Annotated in this window: 12 protein-coding genes; all 12 read right to left on the bottom strand. The window is 42.8% G+C overall.

Features of this window, described 5'->3' with window-relative positions:
- Positions 1 to 138: 138 nt before the first annotated feature.
- The 12 genes from KZP23_RS15490 to KZP23_RS15435 all read right to left on the bottom strand — a co-directional run bounded on the left by KZP23_RS15490 (position 139) and on the right by KZP23_RS15435 (position 21,394).
- Complete coding sequence (locus tag KZP23_RS15490; protein ID WP_226332698.1) at positions 139 to 1,458, bottom strand: IPT/TIG domain-containing protein; 1,320 nt, start codon at positions 1,456 to 1,458, stop codon at positions 139 to 141.
- 28 nt (positions 1,459 to 1,486) lie between these two features.
- Entirely contained in the window at positions 1,487 to 2,404 is a 918-nt protein-coding gene (locus tag KZP23_RS15485; protein ID WP_226332697.1) for a phosphodiester glycosidase family protein, read from the bottom strand.
- A gap of 19 nt (positions 2,405 to 2,423) precedes the next feature.
- Positions 2,424 to 3,719 (bottom strand): RagB/SusD family nutrient uptake outer membrane protein, encoded by a 1,296-nt coding sequence (locus tag KZP23_RS15480; RefSeq protein WP_226332696.1) that lies wholly within the window; start codon positions 3,717 to 3,719, stop codon positions 2,424 to 2,426.
- Between the two features lie 19 nt (positions 3,720 to 3,738).
- Positions 3,739 to 7,089 (bottom strand): TonB-dependent receptor, encoded by a 3,351-nt coding sequence (locus KZP23_RS15475; RefSeq protein ID WP_226332695.1) that lies wholly within the window; start codon positions 7,087 to 7,089, stop codon positions 3,739 to 3,741.
- A 100-nt stretch (positions 7,090 to 7,189) separates the two neighbouring features.
- The gene (locus KZP23_RS15470) at positions 7,190 to 8,380 is read right to left on the bottom strand and encodes a FecR family protein (RefSeq protein ID WP_226332694.1); all 1,191 of its coding nucleotides are present in this window, start codon (positions 8,378 to 8,380) and stop codon (positions 7,190 to 7,192) included.
- A 100-nt stretch (positions 8,381 to 8,480) separates the two neighbouring features.
- The gene (locus KZP23_RS15465; protein WP_226332693.1) at positions 8,481 to 9,056 is read right to left on the bottom strand and encodes an RNA polymerase sigma factor; all 576 of its coding nucleotides are present in this window, start codon (positions 9,054 to 9,056) and stop codon (positions 8,481 to 8,483) included.
- A gap of 562 nt (positions 9,057 to 9,618) precedes the next feature.
- A complete protein-coding gene (locus KZP23_RS15460) occupies positions 9,619 to 11,109 on the bottom strand; it encodes an SLC13 family permease (RefSeq protein WP_226332692.1) in 1,491 nt (496 codons plus the stop codon).
- Positions 11,109 to 11,879, bottom strand: a complete 771-nt coding sequence (locus tag KZP23_RS15455; RefSeq protein WP_226332691.1) for an SGNH/GDSL hydrolase family protein — start codon at positions 11,877 to 11,879, stop codon at positions 11,109 to 11,111. Before KZP23_RS15455 ends, KZP23_RS15460 begins: the two co-directional genes overlap by 1 nt.
- Before the next feature lie 41 nt (positions 11,880 to 11,920).
- Positions 11,921 to 13,192, bottom strand: a complete 1,272-nt coding sequence (locus KZP23_RS15450; protein WP_226332690.1) for an AGE family epimerase/isomerase — start codon at positions 13,190 to 13,192, stop codon at positions 11,921 to 11,923.
- 23 nt (positions 13,193 to 13,215) lie between these two features.
- Positions 13,216 to 15,177: a sialate O-acetylesterase gene (locus KZP23_RS15445; protein WP_226332689.1), complete on the bottom strand. Its 1,962-nt coding sequence runs from the start codon at positions 15,175 to 15,177 to the stop codon at positions 13,216 to 13,218.
- Between the two features lie 71 nt (positions 15,178 to 15,248).
- A complete protein-coding gene (locus KZP23_RS15440) occupies positions 15,249 to 19,544 on the bottom strand; it encodes an Ig-like domain-containing protein (protein WP_226332688.1) in 4,296 nt (1,431 codons plus the stop codon).
- Between the two features lie 209 nt (positions 19,545 to 19,753).
- The gene (locus tag KZP23_RS15435) at positions 19,754 to 21,394 is read right to left on the bottom strand and encodes a RagB/SusD family nutrient uptake outer membrane protein (protein WP_015267932.1); all 1,641 of its coding nucleotides are present in this window, start codon (positions 21,392 to 21,394) and stop codon (positions 19,754 to 19,756) included.
- Between the last annotated feature and the right edge of the window lie 7 nt (positions 21,395 to 21,401).

The raw sequence follows: 21,401 nt of genomic DNA, 5'->3' as shown, positions 1-21,401 counted from the left end.
GCATTTTAAGTCTATAATTAGGCAATGTATATTTCGGGTAAAACAAGGGGAAGCCCAAAATACTGACTTCCCCCTTTTCAATTTAACTTTTAAGCAATCGGCCAAAATCAAGCCATCTATTTGAATCCCTCTTTTGGCTTATTTTTCCACGATTTTTCTGATCCTGTGATTTCCTAAGTCGGCCACATATATCGCTCCGTCCAATATTTCCACATCCGTAGGACTATTAAATTGAGCTACTGCACTTGGACCATCCAAAAAGCCGCGAACAGTACCACTGACAGTCGACACTTCTCCTTCCCTTATCATTCTAATTTTATGATTGGTCAGGTCTGCCACAACAATTTCTCCGGACACTCCCACCGCTACGCCATACGGGTTATTAAACTGGGCTTCCTCTGCCAATCCATCGATGGAGCCTTGGCTACTACCTGCAACTGTACTCACCTCACCGGTACCCAAGTTGATTTTTCGTATCAAATGATTGAGCCGGTCAGCGACAATGATATTACCTTCATTGTCCATATCCAAGCCCGAAGGATTGCTGAACATTGCTGCTGACCAGTCCCCATCCTGATAACCCTTTTCACCATTACCAGCCACCGTACTCACTGTTCCATCCTTATCAATTTTACGGATCCTATGGTTGATATTGTCGGCCACATATATTACCCCGTTCTCATCCACAGTAACATCTATAGGTTGGTTAAACTGTGCAGTAGTGCCTGGGCCATCTTGATATCCAGCAGTGCCTGTACCGGCCAATGTACTCACATTTCCATCCACATCAATTTTTCTTACCGCATGATTGTTTCGGTCAGCCACATAAATATTCCCCTCTTTGTCCACACAGGACCTCCATGGGTAATCCAATGTGGCAGTGGCAACCGGACCATTTTGAAAACCATTATTACCATTTCCAAGAATAGTACTTACGTTTCCCTCTAAATCCAGCTTTCTAATCGCATTATTTGTACGGTCAGTAACGATAAGGTAGCCAGCAGGATGTGTAGCTATTCCTTCTGGATTCCTAAAAAAGGCATTTGTACCTTGACCATCAGTCAAGCCGTAATCGCTGCTACCCGCTAATGAGATGACTTTGTACGCTGCCGGAGCTTGGATAAAATTAAATGCGAGATCGGCTCCCGCAGCCGGTTCCCCACTAACACTCACGGTCAAATTGACCTGTCCTTCACCTTCAGGTACCACCACCTGCAATTGCTCAGTACTGGCTTCCAAAACGGTGGCTGGACTTCCATTGAACAGGACTTCATTATTTTCCCGCAAGGACGAAAAGCCCCTACCTAATATGATGACCGCATCCTTGGCATAGCCCTCTTGAGGATTCATCGTATATACAAAGGCTCCTTGGCTCACTTTCGGAGAAGTATCCTCTTCGGTACAAGACCAAAAAACAGTGTTCAATATGGCTAAAAATAGAATATTGATATATTTCATGATTTTTAATGCTTTAGTGGGTTGAATATTAGTTTTCATTTACCAAAATAGCCCAGCCATTGGCTACCGCTCTAGGACTGCCATCTGAAGGCTTATTTCTGACATGAAATACATCTGACAAGCTATGCAAAGTGACAAATGTAGAAGAACCACCTCCATCTATATTGGTAGCATCCTTTACCCCTAATGCCTTGAATATTTCTGCAAGTTCCGACAAAGCCAAACCATTGGAATAATCAAAATCCCGTCCATCCACTACAATGAAATATACTTCTTGATTATCGGTGAGCCCTACGCCCGTCCTAGGATGAATATCTGTGCTACTGATCGGTGCCAAATCATAATCTTTCACCAGAATATCTCCAGCACCAAGACCAAACTGCAGCTCTTCTTTGTATTGCTCAAAATCTTCTGAGAGACCAATCACCGGCTTGCCGTTTTTATCCACTCCGAAGAATGACGCCAATAATGCAGATGATTTAATTACTTCACCATCAAGCACCACTATTCCTCTTGGCACACCGGTACTAGTATTGAAAAAATCGGCATTGACCGCCCCAACGACCTTTTTTCCGGGCACTTCCATATAAGTCATCATCTCCGGAATAGCTTGCATACCATAAGCCTTACTTCCATAAGGCATTAAGGCGTTCAGCTCCACTCCATCCTCTTTTAGGTCTACTTTGAAAACAAACATCCTCATGGACAAACCTTTCATGGACAAATAATGAATATCGGTCTCTTCCACACCTGGAGCTACCATAAAAGTGCTATCCCAAAACACATTGCTCACCAAGCTTGTACTGTCCATTAAGCGTTGGGTGATGGCCGAAAGCTCTTCCTCTATTATGGAAGGCTGCACATCCTCATTTTCGCAGCTGACCGTTATCATGGACAATACTGCCAGCAGGAACAAGGAATAATAATATTTTATATTTTTAGTCATCCTTTTCTAAAGTTTGTGATTAATAACCAGGGTTTTGAACAAGCTTCTCGTTCAGCATCAATTCGGTTTCAGGAATAGGCAATAAGGTTTCCCTTTCTTGAATCCCTATTTCCGTTATGGCTTTGCCTGTCCTTACCAAATCCACCCATCTAAATCCTTCTGCAAACAGTTCCCTGCGACGTTCTTCCAATACCAAATCAAGGTATTGGTCTTCTGAAGAAGCAGTAACAGGACCTAATCCCCTCGCTGCTCTCAACTCATTCAACCGATCCAACCCGGCCAAGCCTTGCCCCTCTGCGCTGATCAGGTACATTTCGGCGAGTCTACTCACATTCAATTGATCAGTACCTGTTTGTCCACTAGGGTATTTATTGACCACATCAAGTCCTTCATAGATGTCTACAGAGACGTCCGTCCTATTGTCTTCTGCGGTAAATATATCCATGGCCCAAGGGTTTGGTTTGAACACGTAGGAACCGCTTTGGGGATGGGCATAAGTATAGAACCAAGTGCTTAAGTTGATACTTGACTCAATGGTCAGGTTGACAAAAGCAAATATCAACTCGGAATTAGCCTGTCTCCGGAATATTTTCTCGAAACTATCCAGCTTAAAATAGGGCTTGGCAATCAGTTCTTCTGCCAAAGCAGCAGCCGCTGAATTTTTACCCTGCTGCAATTTCACCCTTGCCATCATGGCCATGGCGGCATCTTTGGAGACATAATGGTAATCACCTCCCAAATCAGCCGAGAAATCGGGAGCATACTGCACGGCATATTCCAAATCCTCTTCTATAAATGCATACACTTCCTCCAGCGTGTTTCTAGGAAGTTTTTCCATGGTGTTTTCCCTCATTATGGGCACTCCACCATATTTGGAGACCAAATTATAATAAATATAGGCCCTGAAATAGTGGGAAACACCTCGTACTTGGTTGAGTTCTGGAGAATCAGATAAGCTTTCCAAACTTTCAAGCAAGGTGTTTACTTGGTACAAGGCCTCGTAATACCCAATCCAAATATTTTTGGGATAGGCATGCTCAGGTCTCAAGATATTGCTGATAAAAGCATTGGTACCACCACCATTTACCGAACCTGCTGAGTTGAGATCACCTCCCAAGAGATCCCCCATAATATAAGATTCCCTTCCCGGATCATTTTGCACAGATTGGTAAACACCTATAAGGAAGGACTGAGCATCCTCTTCTGAAAGTTCAGATTCCGAAGAAACCGCAGATCTTGGATATAAGTCCAACTGGTTACTACAGGATGTGGCCAAAAACAAAGCCACTATAAATATGGATAAATTAAACTTCATGATTGCTTTCATTTAAATGTTAGAAAGTAATGTTTAGGCCTAAACGCAAGGTTCTAGGCTGAGGCAGGTTCATATTATCATCCCCCATAAATCGCGCATCGTAATTTTTGGAGACCTCAGGATCCAAACCGGAATACTTGGTGAGAATCAATAGGTTTTCACCCTGCACATATAATCTGCAATGCGACATATCCAATTTGGACAATAAAGTTTTTGGCAAGGTATAGCCCAAACTCAATGTACGAAGTCGGATAAAAGAGCCATCTTCCAAAAACCTGGATGAATTATAGAGATTATAACTATTCCCATGGATCGCCCTAGGCACTTCATTGCTGCTTCCTGGACCAGTCCATCTCTCCAACGCCACTTCTTCCCTAAATCCTTGCTTACCATAGCCTATCCTATCTGTGGTCAATCTCCAGTTGGCGTATATCTCTGCACCCTTGGAGTAGGTCAAAAAAGCCGATAAATCAAAATTTCTGTATTTTAAGGTATTGGACCAACCACCATAAAAATCAGGATTGGAAGTACCAATAATTTGACGGTCATCTACATTAATGATCCCATCGTCATTTACATCTTCGTAGATTACATCACCAGCACGAACGCCTTGATCATATAAGGTTTGAGGTACTTCTTCGTCGTACTGGTAAATGCCCAGCATTTTATACATATAAAAACTGCCCACTTCCTGGCCCACTTGCAGGGTGCGGTTGGCACCGATCAACAGGGCCTCGTCTCCCAACAAAGACGTCAATTCATTATCTATGAATGAGATATTGAAGTCTGATTGCCACTGAAGCTCACCAAAACGGTTATTATAAGCCAACATCAATTCAAGGCCACGGTTTTGCATGCTCCCAATATTACTGGTAATGCTGCTAAATCCAGAGGTCGCATGGATGGGCATACTGTACAGGAGGTTTTCGGTATTCTTGATAAAATAATCAGCAGTAAGGTTAAATTTGCCCTCCAAGAAGCCTGCATCTAGGCCTATATCAAACTGCTTGGCTGTTTCCCATGTCAAATTGGAATTCCCAAAAGTGGATATAGCCAAACCACTATTCCCATTATAGTTGGCACCACCGCTCATCAGGGCTTGATAAGCATAACTGCCAATGCCATCTTGGTTACCCGTGGCCCCATAACTGGCCCGAAGTTTCAAATCCGTCTTGTTCAAATTCCAAAATGGTTCATCAGATACATTCCAACCCGCAGAGACTGAAGGGAAAGAACCATATCGCTTTTCAGGTGAAAATCTGGATGAGCCATCAGCTCTTAGGGAAAGTGAAAGCATATATTTATCAGCATAGCTCAGATTGGCCCTACTGTAATAAGATTCCAAGGCACTCTCTCCAAAACCTGAAGTGGCATTGGCAATCTCACTGGCCACTGATATCACATCAAAAGAAGCTGAAGGAAAACCCCTGCCATCGATATAATTGGTACTTGAAGTTACTTTCTGATAAGAATGGCCCACTAAGGCATTGATGCTCAGCTTTCCAAAATCATGATCATAATAAAGGGTATTTTCTATCAAACCATTGGTCAACATCCTTCGCTCATCCAAAACCCTTCCTTGACCAGCGCCATATGGGTGGACATCTGTATAGTGAAGGTAGTCTTCCGTATAGCTGGCATCCATCCCAAAGCTATTCTTCAAATGTAAGGATGGACTAAATTGAATATCTGCAAAAGCATTGCCCAACATCCTGTAATTGTCCAATTTGGTCTTTTGCTCATTAAGGATCTGGACATTGTTATGGTATACCAACTCTTCAGTTCCCCCCACATAATAATCTCCATTGGGCTTGAAAGGCCTATCATAGGGACGCTGTCCCATACTTCTGAGGAAAATAGAAGATCCATAATCGCCGTTGGGAATTCTATGATTCCTGGAAAAACTTAAATTCGTGTTTACCCCTACTTTTAACCAGTCTGTCGCTTGGTGGCTTACATTTACCTTACCGTTATACTTTTTGTACTCATTGGTTTCGATTACCCCTTGCTGATCCAAAAATCCTCCTGATATAAATAATTTGGTCTTTTTGGTTCCAGTGCTAAATGACATGTTTACATTCGATACCAAGGCATTTCTGGTCACCCAATCCAACCAATCCGTTGAAGGCATGCCAGGATATGGATTTTCCAGGTATTCCACGAAGTTGCCATCTCCTGGTTGATAGCCATATTGTTGGTTGAAATTGTATTTGGCTTCATTTTGTACTTCCAAATAGAGATCGGTTTCTGCCATTTTCAGCTTATCTACATTTGGAAGGTACTGAACACCGAAGTTGGAGTTTATGGAAAAACTGGACTGTCCTTCCTTACCAGATTTTGTAGTGATAATAACCACCCCATTGGTAGCTCTGGAACCATATATCGCTGCAGAAGCCGCATCTTTAAGCACTTCTATTGATTCTATATCGGCTGGATTGAGCTGGGACAAAGGGTTCATTCCCTCACCTAGATTGAACAAGGCAGCATTGCTATTGACCAAGGGAATTCCGTCTACCACATATAATGGCTCATTTTCACCACTCAAAGAACCAATCCCCCTGATACTGACTCTTAGGGCACTGCCAGGAGTACCTCCACCGGCGCCCACATATACACCAGGCATACGGCCTTGCATCAGTTGATCTGGTCCCTGAACTTGTCTGAAATTTTCTTCTGTAGGTTTAAAGTCTGCGATGGCACTGGTTACCTTCTTTCTTTCCTGTTGACCATAACCTATGATCACTACTTCTGAAAGAGCTGTCTCAGTTGGCGTCAAGGCAACCTCAATGACAGATTGGTTGCTGATGGTTACTTCTTTTGGATTATAGCCGATATAACTGATCACCAAAACGGATCCTTCGGGAATATCTTTAAGACTAAACTTTCCGTCCAAATCCGTAATGGTTCCCTTAGAAGCTCCCTTCAACCTAATAGTGGCCCCAGGAAGGATTTCTCCATCCACACTTGTAACTGTTCCGGTAATATCTATATTTTCCAGTCCTGCAACTCCTCTTTTTTGGATCACCACAAAATCATCCACGACCTTATAAGAAAGCGGCTGTTGGGCGAAAAGTGCATTTAAAGCATCTTCCAGTTTAACATTTTGGAGACTGATGCTTACTGGCATGGCAGTCTTGATAATTTCATCCGAATAGACAAAACTTATATCCGTCTGAGCTTCAATCATGCTTAAGACCTCAGTGAATTGCTTTTCATAAACATCTACAGTAAGATCTTGGGAATGTACTTTGGCATTTACCTGAAAAACCAGGGCAATACTTAAAATAAAAGTCCATTTCATAGCCAAAAGGTAATTTGGTGGAGCGAAGGAAAGCCTGTCCCTTCCTTGTCCCAAGTGGGTAAATTTCATAACTTTACAGTTTAGAAGTTGATCGATAAAATTTTAATTGTGATGAATTGAATGGCGTTGATCAGCCAAGCCAGTGGTTTTCCGAGGACCACTGGTTTTTTTAGTCCTTTTCTGTTACATAGAGTATCCCATTTTTAAATTCAAAATCAATTCCGCCAGAAAGCTCCAACACTTCTATCACTTTGGATAGTGGAGTATCCATATCTATAGCGGCATTAAAATGCCGCATAGGAATGCTCCCTTTTGCATCCACTTTGATATTGTACCAGCGCTCCAACTGACGGAGAATTTCATCCAACCTGGTGCTTTGGAATAAAAAATATCCCTCTTTCCAAGCGATTACCTCTTTGGTAGAGACCTGTGAAACCAAAAGCTGCTGGCCGGAAATCACCTGATCCCCAGGAACCAACATTTTCTTTTGACCATTATGCGCTACTTCTACTTTTCCTTCCAGCAAAGTCGTCTTGGTAGCGACTTCATTTTTATATGCCTTGATATTGAAATGCGTTCCCAAAACCTTGACCTTGGTTCCATTTGCGTCCACTGTAAAAGGTGATCGGGGATTGTGGGCGACCTCGAAATAAGCCTCTCCATCAAGGCTTACTTCCCGTTTGTCCTTTTCAAATGCTGATGGAAAACTTAATGAAGAGGCACTGTTTAACCATACCTTTGTTCCATCTTGAAGTTCCACGCTGTACTTGCCGCCAATGGGAACGATGATCTTAGAAATTTTTTCGGGTACGAATTGGGGTGCTGCCGCTAAACTAATGGCCACAAAATCCTTTCTTTTGCTGACCTGCATCCCTGCGATTTTCCTATCGTTTCCTTCTTCCAAATCCTCCAAGGCGATTTCCTCTCCATTGGGCAATACCAAAATGGCCTTGTCCTCACCTGGCGAAACATCTGTGATGACAGCCTTATCCTTATTGCTTCCATTGAAAACTGACTTTTGGATAGATTGGAAGGTAATCCATGCAGATATAAACAAAGCCAAAACCGCTGCTACTGATGCCATCCTCTTGAACCATAAATGATGGATTACCGGCACTTGCTTTCTGTAAGAAATTCTGGATTGAAGTTGTTGAAAAGACTTGTCGGTATCGATTCGCTCCAACTTGCGCAATTCACCATCAATGAAGCCATCTGAAACCAGTTTATCATAAAATATCTTATGTTCGGGATCTTCCAGAAGCCATTTATCCAATGCTGTTTTTTCCTTGGCAGAGAGTTCCTCTGCTAACTCCTTATGGATCAGTTTGGCATAAAAGTGATATAAATTGTCTTTATTCATTCCAATGTCTTTACCTTATTACATTGGAATTGCAAAATGGGGTGAAAGAAAATTAAGGTTTTTTCAAAAAATACCTCAAATTAACACTGTCTTTACATTCTTAACCATTAATTAATATAACAAAAGTCATAAACACTTCAGGATTAAGCCTTAACCTCAGCAGCTTTAAACTTCTTTGCTTTTGGGTCTTTACTGTATTCACCGTAACACCTAAGATCTCCGCCACTTCCTTATTGTTCTTCCCTTCTAAATAGGCCAACTCCGCAACAGTCCTGCATCCTTCTGGAAGGCTTTCCATTGCTTCATATACCATACCTACAAGTTCTGATTGGATAAGGTGATGCAAAACTGTAGTATCTTGTACCGGTTCCTGTAAATCCCCTGATTTATCCATTAGCTTTTGTTGGCCTTTTAGGGCATTGATACTTTGGTTTTTTACAGCCTTGTACAGATAATTCCTAATATAATCTTCTTCTCTATAAAAATTGGAGGCCGGCCACTGCGAAATATGTATAAAAACCTCTTGGACCAAATCATCAGCGAGCGATTGATCTCCCACAATCTGCATGGAAAAATAAACCAATTTCTTATGATAAGTATAAAATAACTCCTTCAATGAATCAGCAGGTGATTTAGTATCAGCAGGAAGAATTTTATGATTCTTATTATCGTCCATTATTTTATTTTTCTATATATCGAGGTAAAAATGATCAGCATAAATCCTATAATGATCAATTCTACTTGTAAAATTAATCAGCGATTTTCCAAACGGTTTCAAAACCGTGTTATCAATTTATTAAAATAGGTCTATTAGTCCATCACCTAAACTTCCCATGGTCATCACACAGCCCCTTGCTCAAAAAGACAAAAAGTAAACCAGCTTAAAAAATATTTATTGGATTTAATTCTTGCCTATCACAGGATATTTTTCACTGTCCTAAAATAAACAATATTAATGAATTACAAATCCATGTTGACAAAATCAGGACATATTCTGCCATATGAAACAATTATGTCTCCGCCCCCGGCTATAAAAAACTGTCAATCCTTTGGGTTTATTCAAATATTTAACCCGAAATATGCATTAGCTTATCTATTACGGACTGAAAATGCTATAAAATCAGTCGCTTTGCTGCTGTTTTCGACTTCACCATAGCGGTGCTATGCCTCAGTCTCCAAACAGCCTGATTTTCTTGCATTTTCAGCCCTCACTACGATTGCTAATGCATAATCCGGGTTTAAGGAATGATTTTGGTCCTCTTAAACGCCTCAGGGAATATTTCCGGCTCAATATTCCAAATTGAGGGTAAGATATAATAGCACAATAAGCTGATCAATAGAATAGAAAAAATATTCATCCAGAAACCAGCCTTAACCATGTCTGGAATTTTCAAATAGCCTGAACCAAACACCACGGCATTTGGTGGAGTGGCCACAGGAAGCATAAATGCACAAGAGGCAGCAACAGTTACTGGAACCATCAACATAAATGGATGTGCATTAAAAGACATGGCCAATGGCGCCAATACCGGCAAAATCATGGCTGTGGTGGCCAAATTGGAAGTGATTTCTGTAAGAAAATTGACCATGGCGACCAAAATCAATATCATCAGTATCATGGACATGCCATTCATCTGTCCCATCTTTCCGGCAATCCACTCCGCAAGACCTGTAATACCAAAACCCTTGGCCAAAGCCATTCCTCCACCAAAAAGTAAAATAATGCCCCATGGGAGTTTTACAGCCTCTTCCCAATTGATCAGTTTTCTCTTCCCGCTTTTACTTGGCAAAACAAACAAAGTAATGGCAGCCATCAATGCAATCACGGCATCGTCAATACCCGGAAGCAACCTTTGGATAAAGGACCTTAGTATCCATGCCGCTGCTGTTAAGGCAAATATGATCAGCACCCATTTTTCTTCAAAACTTATTTTGCCCAAGGCCTTCAACATTTTATTGATCTCCTGTTTTCCCCCTGGAAAATCCACCTTTTTACAGTCGAACGCATAAGTGGTCAGGTATTTCCAACAAATGATCAGCAATAGCATGCTTAAAGGAAAACCAAATTTCATCCAATCAAGAAAGCTCAGTTTCACATCATATAATTCTTCTATAATCCCTGCCAGTACCAAATTGGGGGGCGTGCCGATCAATGTGGCAAAACCGCCAATAGAAGCACTGTAGGCAATCGCCAACATTAAAGCTTTGCCCACCTCTTTTTCCCTGTTATCAGGATAGATATCACTCACTTTTGCAAATTGATTGACAATGGCCATCCCTATGGGCAGCATCATCACAGCAGTGGCTGTATTGGAGATCCACATGGACAAGAAGGCCGTCGCAAGCATAAAACCCATCATAATACTGTTCATATTGGAACCGATCAGGGAAATGATGATCAGGGCAATACGTTGGTGTAAGCCCCACCTTTCAATGGCCAGGGCCAAGATAAACCCTCCCATATAAAGAAAAATATACTTATGACCATATGCCTCGGTAGTAATACCGATTTCTACCGCTCCCGTTATTGGAAATAAAACAATAGGAAGTAATGCCGTCACAGCTATGGGGACTGCTTCCGCTATCCACCAAATGGCCATCCATAGCGTCACCGCTAACACCTTCAAAGCCTCCTCACTCATGCCACTTGGAGGATCCAACAAAATCAACCCGATAAAAACCATTGGGCCTAGAATAAGTGACCACTTTTTACTGAAAGTTTTTCCCATTATTCCTGCTCCATAGTTTTAACAAGCACCTTATCTACCAACTGATGGATAAATTCAGCCTCACCTTCAGGAATAATAGCCAAAAAGATTTCCTCACCATCCTGATCCACCCAAGAAAGCCTTCCCGACAAACCTTGGCTCGCTTTGCCACTCAGTATCCTATAAAAAACACAGGCTGTAAGATAAGTCCCTATCTGAGAGGGATGGCTTCCGTCGGGATCAAACAAACTTAAATCTGGACGTAATATCCTTGCCTGCCCCCATACTTCTCCCACAGGGGCCAAATCCACTCCTGTGCTTTTGGCCAAATCACGGTATCCTGTAGAAACGGCCTCTTGCATTAAGGGATTCCAGTTCCTGGCCCAGGTCATATAAAGCAATGGTTTCGCCCCCTTTGCTTTCACCAGCTCTATGAACTTTTTACCATAATCCTCAAATTCCACAGGATCATTAATGGTGCTCTTGCTGTGGTTTTGAAGGACAACCACATCCCATTCCCCTTCTGAAATCATTTTCTTTGATTCCAAGCCACGCTCACCCTCCCAATGTTGCTTGAGTGTGGCGCCGCCCAAAGTTGATTTTCGTGTAATAATGGACATCCCCTGATCCGCTGCAAGAGCACTTACCATTTGAGGTAAATTCCAAAAATAAGTATAGCTGTTTCCTACAAACAACACCCTCAATGTCTCCTTCTCCTGACCTAAAACATTCAGGGAAAGCAATAAGGCCAATAATAAAAGATTGGACTTCAGATAATTGAATTTCAACATAAGTACTTTTTTAGTTTTTGTTCATCAAAATAAAACATCACCTACCAAGATAATCCTGATCCATTATTCATGTTTGATAAAGCATAGTTATTGGCCCGGATTAAGGCCTCCACATAATAATAATCCGCATAGACCAAAGGGACATCTACTTCAGCGTCATGAGGCTTTGAGCCTACACTATGGTCCAAAAGAAAAGGTAATTCCTCTCCTTTCATGCGGTAGGTTGAGGAAGACAAATGCTTCAGAATGGTATTTGCTGCCTGCCAATATCTCCTAGTCTGTTCCTGACGGCTATAGGTGGAGAGTTCCAATAATGCAGCAGCGATCACAGCGGCTGCGGAAGCATCCCGCGGTGTATTTGGGATCTTGGGATCATCAAAATCCCAATAGGGAATTTTATCCTTAGGCAGCCTTGGATGATCGAGAATAAATCTAGCGACCTTCTGTGCCTGCTCGAAAAATACCGGATCAGCGGTCTCCCTATAGCACATGGTATAACCATACAATGCCCAAGCCTGACCCCTCGACCAGCTGGAGTTTTTTCCATATCCCTGATGGGTAGTTTTCAGTCTGGGCATTCCGGATATGGTATCATAATCGACCACATGGTAACTGGAATAATCCGCTCTAAAATGATTTTTGAGTGTAGTATATGCATGTGCTTTTGCCACTTGATAATAACTCGAATCCCCTGTAAAGCGTGTGGCAGCAAACAATATTTCCAAATTCATCATATTGTCTATGATGACAGGATATTGCCAAGTTTCCTGGTTAAAGTCCCATGAACGAATACAAGCTATCTTTGGGTCAAACCTCCCCATCAATGTGTTAGCCGTTTGTACGATGATATTTCTATCGCTCTCCTTTTCTTGGACTTTATAGGCATTGCCAAAGCTGCAATATACCTTAAACCCCGTATCATGCGTATGCCCATCATATTTTTCCTTTTCTATAAAGGCTGTCCAAGTCCTGGCTGCGGACAAGAGTGCCGGGTTTCCTGAATATCCGTACAGGTACCAAAGCGTGCCCGGGAAAAAACCGCTAGTCCAATCCCTGGAGCCCACTCCTGCCAAGTCGCCTTGTGCCCTTAATGAGCGGGGAATCATGGTAGAATCCACTTCCAAAAGCTCTAATTTCCCTGCCATCTCTAAAACGATCCTATCCAACTCTCTCGCATATGGATTCTTTTCAGTCATTTGTGCATTTGTGCGCAAAGGCAGCATCCACAAGGACAGTACAAAGATCAATAGGCCAATGGATGATACGACCTTGACAGGATAGGCTAACATGGATATTACTGGTTGACTATTCATTAAGATATTTCTATTTATATATTTTATTCTGTAGATACTTTCCAACTATCCGTTCTAAATGGACTGGCGGGTAAATGCACACTATTGTACAGATTGAGTGCTCCGGGATTATCTGCCCAAGCATACCTTACGGCCTGGGGTCGGACTACATACTGGCTACTGACCAAAATGGTTGAATCAGATTCAAGGACTGCCTTGGCCCAATAAAACTGTTTATCCTTGCCAGCGATGGCAAAACCTCTCAGCTCCTTATCATTCTTTCCAGTCTTCATCCCATCACCAATATTTGAAAAGACTAAACGCAGCTTATCTCCCAAAACTTCCTGTCGGGAATAGGTTGGACCTGTACTCAATATATCATGGTGATATGTCTTTGAAAGGGCCTCTAAGGCCAATCTTCGTCCCACCTCCTGTTTGTTTTTGGGATGTATATTGTCTGCTTCCCCCAGATCGATGGCCACGGCCATTCCCGTATGAGGTATTTTTAAGGCGGCCATTTGGGATTCCCGTACTTCTGCCCAGGTACTTTCACCGGGACTTGCTTGTTCAGCCCTGTAATTGGCCAGTTGAACAAAGTAAAAAGGAAAATCACCTTGTCCCCAGTGTACTCTCCAATCCTTGATCATGGCGGGAAACATCTCCCTGTAAGCATATGCCCTTGTAGCGTTGCTTTCTCCTTGATACCAAATAGCACCTTTGATACTAAAGGGAATTAGCGGTTTTATCATCCCATTAAAGAGTGTGGTCGGAAAATTATTTGGATGGATATTCTTGGGAGCAATGGGCAAATCCACAGTTCCAATATTCATCTCCCACTCTCCTGATAAGTCCAACTTTTTATTTTCCAATGCCAAATTCATCTGTTGGGGAGTGCCTTTAAAACCACCGGTCCAACCTTTGTCTTTTACCCTTACTATGATGGTATTAAGTCCTTCATTCAGTACTCCTTGTTTGATTTTATAAGACCTCAGGGGATCGGTTCCGATCATCGATCCTACAAGTTGTCCATTCACATAGGTAAAATCTTCCTCATCTATTCTTCCTAAGGAAATTTCAGCATCCTGATTTGCTTCATTTTCTGAAAGATAAAGGGTCTTCTTGAACCAAATAACCCCATCTGTATTTGGGACATCTAAACGTTCAAATACTTCGGGCAAAACCACAGTACTACTATTTTCCCATTCAATTTCAGGATTGGACCAATTTTCCTGCAAGCCCAGGTCCAGTGAGTCGATGGCCTGTACCCAACTATCTGTGGCCAATGAAGCTATTGAGGCCATTTCCTTTAAATTGATGGTATCATATGCCGCAATTGTAGCCCTATGCGAAGGGAATTCACCTAACATGACTGCGCTGGTCCAGGCCTCCACATTGGTACCGCCCCAATTACTGCTGATCAAACCAATGGGCACATCCAGTTCCTGTTGCAATTCTCTACCAAAAAAATACCCCACTGCTGAAAAATTCTTAATGGTCTCCGGAGAGCATACCTTCCATGCTACGCTATCAGGCAAAGATTCAGAGGGGGATTGCTCCATTTGATGCGGTACATCAAACAGTCTTATTTGGCCATAATTGGCCTGACGGATTTCTTCACTGGCATTTCCGACCCTTTCGAGTGGCCACTCCATATTGGACTGACCGGAGCAAATCCACACATCCCCAAGCCACACATCCTCCAATCTCAGTGTACTATCCGCAAGCACCTCTAATTGATAAGGTCCGCCCTTCTTCTGGGCAGGCAGCTCTACTAGCCAAGTGCTATCTTCTCCTGCTTCGGAACTCGCCGTAAAACTATTCAGCTTTACCGTCACCACTGTTCCTGGAAGAGCCTTTCCCCATATGGGAATGGGCTGTTCCCTTTGCAGTACCATATGATCTGAAAACAGACTATGCAATGTTAGACTCGCAGGCCTATCCCCACAGGCCATCATAGTCCATACCGCTAGTAGACAAAAAAAACTCGACAAATGTTTTCTTTTCATCTGATGATAATTTTTATGGTAGTTAGCCAGAGGTGAATTCCTTCTAAGTCCCCACCTCTGGCTAATTTGGATTATTTTACCTTCAATTTGCCCATGATCAAATGATCCTCACTTTCCGTCACCACAGAAAGGTGATAGACAAATAGTTTTTTATTGGCTGCATTGGATTGGGAAAGATCCCAATGGATTTCATGGTATCCCGACTCTACTTGCCCTTGATCCAATCGATCAATTTCATTTCCATTTAAGTCATAGATGACCAAAAGCACCTGAGATGTTTCGCTTATTTCATAACCTATGCTTACTTCATATTCAAATGGATTTGGATAAACTTTCACCTTAGGCTTTTTGCCTGTCTTGACTTTTTTATCTTTATTTTCACTACTTGTCGTATCCCCTAAGGACTCCTCCACTACATACGAAGCATAAATGGAATAAAGGGCATCTCCCTGACTCCCGCTGCCAAACTGCTCAGGCATTCCACCTGTCCAGTTGTCACCCGAATCAAAACGCCCGGGGCTACCAGATTCATAATAGATCGATGTCGGACTTTCATACACCCAAGCCAGCCAGATGGTCTCTCCGGCCCCCACACTGATAGCAGACTCCAGCAATACCTCCTGCCAACCATCAGTTTGACTGACAGGGGTAAGTGGAGTTATGGCAATCCTATTGGTCGGTATACTATCTCCTTCATACACTGCCAAAATCATGTTTCCAGTTCCTGCCCTATGGTACATGGTTACACTTTCTATCTTACCATTTTCAGGCATGGTATAAGGCACTGCCCTTCTGTTGGCATTATTGGTGGCACTGGCCAAACGACTGGTAATTCCCACAGTATTGAGCAGGGAATCAGGTGACTCCACTGTGAAATTGACCAGCTCAGAGAACACCTCATTAGAAGAGCTATCCATAGCGGAAGCATATACACTATAGACACCAGGGAAAATATCCTGCCATGTAAAAGTATAGGGGGCAGTATAAACAGCCTGCAATGGAACGCTATCTTGATAAAAGGTCACCTGGGACAGGCCTTCCATATTAAACACCTCCGCTGTCATTTCAATAGCTGCTGGTGCGTCATATACAGCCCCATCCAAAGGACTGATCAGGTTCACAGCAGGAGCTGCGTCCGGAATATAAGAGGCATAAATGGAATAAACAGCATTTCCCTGGGTGCCTGAACCAAATTCCTCAGGCATGCCACCACTCCATGTTTTTCCAGAATCAAAGCGTCCAGGACTTCCTGATTCATAATAAATGACCGTTGCATTTTCATATACCCAGGCCAACCATACCGTTTCTCCAGCATTTACGCTTATGGGAGTTTCTAACATCACTTTCTGCCATCCATCCACTTGATTTACAGCGGTAAGGGGTGTAATCGCAATTCTGTTGGTCGGCACACTGTCTCCTTCATAAACTGCCAACAGCATATTACCGTTACCCGCCAAATGATACATACTGATGCTTTCTATTGTTCCATTTTCAGGCATGGTATACGGTACTGCTCTTCTATTGATATAATTGGTCGCACTGGCCAGACGATCGGTAATTCCAATTGTGTTGAGCAAGGAATCGGGAGATTCCACCGTGAAATTTACTATCTCGGAAGCTACTTCATTGGAAGCACTGTCCGTGGCCACAGCATAAAGACTATATGCTCCAGGAGAAACATCTGCCCAATTAAAGGTATACGGTCCAGACTGGAGTGTTTGTAAAGGTAGACTGTCCTGAAAGAAAGTCAGCTCCGACAGTCCCTCAATATTGAGCACTTCTGCCGTCACTTCAATATCTGCAGGTGCTGAAAAAACCGCTCCTTCTGCCGGACTAGTAAGATTAACATAAGGGGTTGAAGTGGGTACATAAGAAGCATAAAGGGAATACATGGCTGTTCCCTGAGTGCCACTTCCAAACAAAGCAGGCATTCCCCCTGTCCAAGCGATATTGGAATCAAATCGACCAGGGCTTCCCTTATCATAGCGAATCCCTGGGTTACTTTCATACAACCAAGCCAACCATACCGTTTCTCCAGCACTGACTTCCACACTGTCCAAAAGGCCAATGGTCTGCCAACCTTCCACATTGTCCACAGGAGTCACCGGTGTAATGGCCAACAAACTATCTGGGGCCGAGGTGCCATTATAAATGGCCAAAATCATTCCGCCACTGCCTGCATTATGGTACATGGACATACTCTCTATCCTTCCATCCTCAGGCATCACAAAAGGTTGCGCTCTTCTTTTATTATTGGTGGTATTGATTCCCAACACATCGGTAATACCTACTGTACCCGGAACCAAGTCCTTCTCTGTGATGGTAACCATGCTGGTATCTGAATATGCAACCGCCCCTTCATTATCTTGTACTGTTGCGCTAAGTGAATAAGTACCTGCACTAACATTTACCCAATCCACCGTAAAAGGAGAACCATTTGCACTTCCCACCAAATTGCCATCCACGAAAAAATTCACTTGTGTTACTTCCCCATCAAGATCGTTGGCAGATGCCAATAATTCTACCAGGGCCAATCCAGGGTTAATTTCCAGTATTCCTGCTGATGGATTTGTCAGTTCAATACTTGGGGGGATATTTTCAGGATCCAATGAGGCAAAAATAGAATAAACCTTATTTTCTTCTGTAGTGGCACCAAAAGTCAGAGGCATTCCACTTTGCCAAGAACCTGATGAATGATGGACTCCAGGGCTTCCCGACTGGTAATGAATCCCCGGATTATTTTCAAAATTCCAAGCTAACCATATCTTTTGCCCCAAGTTGACTTCCACTAAACTGTCCAAAGGAAGGTGCTGCCAACCAGCAGTTGCATTGACGGCTGTAATGGCTGTATTGCTCAATAAATTAGTAGGAGCCACTTCCCCTTCATAGACCCCCAGTAACATATTTCCTGTTCCTCCTTCATGATAAATAGAAATTTCGTTGATGGCACCTGGCTGTGTTACCTCCACAGGAATAGCACTTCTGTTACTTGCCGTGCTGATCATTGGATAAATGGCTGTATTGCCCAAAGCAATGTCTCCATCATTGACGATTACAGAACAGGTAGCTGTCTTACTACCGTCTGTACTGACCACTGAAATGATCCCTTGCCCCAAGCCTATGGCCCTTAGCAAACCATTTTCATCCACCGTCACTACATTGGTGTTTGATGAGCTCCAGGTCACCGACCGGTCATTGGCCATTAAGGGCAAAACCTGATCCACTAGCTGTTGTTTATCCCCCACTTCCATCAATACCGAAGTTAAATCCAAAAGGACTGTATCAACTGAAAAAGCAGGAGCGCTGTACCAATTTTGTGGCACATTCGGGTTTGGTCCAGGATCCTGATCCAGAATGGTCAATGCCGAATTGTAGAGCGTATTGATACCATTATCATAAGTATTGTTATTGTAAACGTAGGTGTCAAAGCCCAAACTTTTAAAAGAATTGCCATATAGCCCTCGTTCTTCACAATTAAAAACGGTATTTCCGATGATATAACATCCAGATCCCCCGAACATGATCCCATTATTGGAGCTTCGCTCTTCATAACCTCCTGCCACATTATAGATGATATTGTTTTCCACCCAGGTATCGCGCCACTCATCCAAACGGTAATCATTGGTAATGGAAACTGAAGCAGCTTCCACGGTCACCGCCGCTTGGTTATACTGTGTAGCCGTTCCAGGTGCAATATCATACATGACATTATCCCTGACCGTCACATGGAAGCTCTCTCCCTTGATATTGATGGCCTCACCATTGCCGCAATGATGAAGTTCATTGTTTTCTATCCAAATATTTTCACAGTTATCCGGAAAGGTCGTGTAGGCATAATTGCCTGTGCCCACATAGATGCCTTCTCCATATTGGGAGTTTCTTAATCCAGTATTATAAATATGATTCCCAATAATATCCACATATGAACAGCTGTAATGAACATGTATGCCTGCCTGACCTGGTCCACTGATATCGTTGTTGAGGATCATAATATGGTCACTTCCCTCTAGAACTATTCCGTTTAGTCCTCCTCGAACAAAGACACCTTGCAACACTATATAACTGCTATTAATAATCTTAAAAGCCGTACCAGTATTGGTTACCGTTTCGAAAATCACTTCTCCGGTTCCATCAGATTTGATAATCAGGGGCGCATTTTCTGTGAATTGTCGGTTTTGTATCAACACTTTACTGTAAGTACCTGGGCTGAATACCAGTTCGTCTCCACCATTTGCGTTTTGAATAATGGCGGCCACATCATCTCCAGGGTTTACCTGGATCACATTGGCCAATACAGCTTGTGCACTGGCCAAAAGCAAGCACAGCACCAAATAAATTGGGATATATATTTGTCGAGATAAAAGCATGGAATTTTGGGTTTGGTTTAATTTTGATTGATGGGGAAAAGCACAAAATCCCCCATTTCCTCGGGTTTCTCTTTTCAAAAACCACATAGGATCATAGGTAAGGTTATAGCCTTCCCGTTCGCCTTAGAAAAAGGACGTATTACGCTTTGATAAATGGTTCCTAGAGGCACAGCCTCCAGGAACACATCAACCGTTTAGCCTAAAAAGAATTACCATCCGGGGTTGTTCGAATTGATATTGATATTATTATCAATTTCTTCCTGTGGTATAGGGAACAAAGGATCCAAATTAAGTTTTCCAATAGGATGATCGTATTTAAGCAGCGAATTATCAGGTAAAAAGTCTGAATAAAAATGCCGCTTCACCTTGGTACCATCACCAAAAACATCATCAATTTCACCCCATCTGATCAGATCAAAAAGGCGCAATCCTTCAAAAGCCAGTTCTACCCTTCTCTCATGGCGAACCACTTCTACCAGATCACCACTGTTTACCGGAGGCATGTTTACCGAGGGTCTAGCCCTTACCTTGTTTACCCAAGTATAGGCTTCTGCATCACCCTGTTCTGCGAGGGCTTCTGCCAAAATCAGGTAAAGTTCAGACATTCTCATCACAGGAACATCCTGACCGGACCAGCGGACATTTGCCAAATTAATGACTGTCCTGATCATCTTTCTAACATTCATGCCCGATGGAGACCAACGGTAATCATACTCCACCATATCTCCTGCTGAATACACCACATCCCATCTAAGCGTATCCCCATTCTCATCCAATTTTTGGTGTCTATAGGAAAAGTCTTCACCTGGATATATCTTATAATCATCACCAGGAGCAAAAATGGTATATTCCCTTCTGGGATCGCCTGCTTCAAAGGCGTCATAAAGATCCCGCTGAGGCAAAGCATAGCCCCAACCATCCCCGTCAATGGCCGTCTTAAGTTCTGCAGGCAGGTCCCTGGTCAATCTTTGAACCGCATGGTTTCCACCGTGGAATTCATCGTTTTCCACAAATCCCCAATACCACAATAACTCAGGATTACTGTCCCCTTCATTTTCAAGGGCCCAGATAGCCTCGAAGTCATCCATCAAATGCTTACCAGCTGCTTCTGCAATTTCTATGGCTTCCCTGGCGGCAGCTTCTGCATTGATCCAATCTCCTAAAATCAAATAGGTTTTGGCCAGCATGGCGGCTGCAATGGGCTTTGAAGGAGCTCCTGGAAAAATCGGTTGGTTCTTCAGGTTTTCTTTGGCAAAAGTAAAATCTGCAATTACTTGCGCCAGCACCTCATCCTTGGGTGATCTGGGCAAATGGAAATCATCAAAACTACCCGCCAAATCCAAATACAAAGGCACATCCCCATATAACATGGTTAAAAATTGATAAGAATAGGCCCTATAAAAAGCTGCTTCTCCCAAATAAGGTGCCTGCTGCTCAGGCGTAAAACTTTCGTCTGTAGATTGTGGAATATTGGCTAGGGCAAAGTTAGCCGCATTGATACACACATAAGGGTATCTCCACCAGCTTTTGACATTTTCATGGGTAGGTGTAATGTTCCATTCTTCAAGCGCTATGGAAGCCGCTCTCACTGGACGCCAGTAGCCATCATCCGTAAGGGCATCCAGATGGATCGTCATATCTCTATAAAGCATATTGGCATTACCTCTGTGCCAAGGTTCATAACAGGCATTGACCGCCGCTCTAGCAGATTCCGGACCTACAAAGAAATTGGCTGAATTAGGTCTATCCAAAGGATATCTGTTCAGAAATTCCTCTTCATTACAGCTGGACATTAGCATGATCAAAGAAAAGAAACTCGCTATATATTTAATATTTTTTATTGAATTCATGGTTTAA

It is taken from the genome of Echinicola marina, from assembly GCF_020463795.1.
In the GTDB taxonomy this organism is placed as follows: Bacteria; Bacteroidota; Bacteroidia; order Cytophagales; family Cyclobacteriaceae; genus Echinicola; species Echinicola marina.
Note: the sequence above shows the minus strand (reverse complement) of the source record. Positions and strands in the feature narration are given on the sequence as shown.

Excerpts from the sequence above, each read along its gene's own strand:
- KZP23_RS15455 (WP_226332691.1), bottom strand. The coding sequence starts at position 11,879 with ATGTTGAAATTCAATTATCTGAAGTCCAATCTTTTATTATTGGCCTTA.
- KZP23_RS15445 (WP_226332689.1), bottom strand. The coding sequence starts at position 15,177 with ATGAAAAGAAAACATTTGTCGAGTTTTTTTTGTCTACTAGCGGTATGG.
- KZP23_RS15440 (WP_226332688.1), bottom strand. The coding sequence starts at position 19,544 with ATGCTTTTATCTCGACAAATATATATCCCAATTTATTTGGTGCTGTGC.
- KZP23_RS15485 (WP_226332697.1), bottom strand. The coding sequence starts at position 2,404 with ATGACTAAAAATATAAAATATTATTATTCCTTGTTCCTGCTGGCAGTA.
- KZP23_RS15450 (WP_226332690.1), bottom strand. The coding sequence starts at position 13,192 with ATGAATAGTCAACCAGTAATATCCATGTTAGCCTATCCTGTCAAGGTC.
- KZP23_RS15465 (WP_226332693.1), bottom strand. The coding sequence starts at position 9,056 with ATGGACGATAATAAGAATCATAAAATTCTTCCTGCTGATACTAAATCA.
- KZP23_RS15480 (WP_226332696.1), bottom strand. The coding sequence starts at position 3,719 with ATGAAGTTTAATTTATCCATATTTATAGTGGCTTTGTTTTTGGCCACA.
- KZP23_RS15475 (WP_226332695.1), bottom strand. The coding sequence starts at position 7,089 with ATGAAATTTACCCACTTGGGACAAGGAAGGGACAGGCTTTCCTTCGCT.
- KZP23_RS15435 (WP_015267932.1), bottom strand. The coding sequence starts at position 21,394 with ATGAATTCAATAAAAAATATTAAATATATAGCGAGTTTCTTTTCTTTG.
- KZP23_RS15490 (WP_226332698.1), bottom strand. The coding sequence starts at position 1,458 with ATGAAATATATCAATATTCTATTTTTAGCCATATTGAACACTGTTTTT.
- KZP23_RS15470 (WP_226332694.1), bottom strand. The coding sequence starts at position 8,380 with ATGAATAAAGACAATTTATATCACTTTTATGCCAAACTGATCCATAAG.
- KZP23_RS15460 (WP_226332692.1), bottom strand. The coding sequence starts at position 11,109 with ATGGGAAAAACTTTCAGTAAAAAGTGGTCACTTATTCTAGGCCCAATG.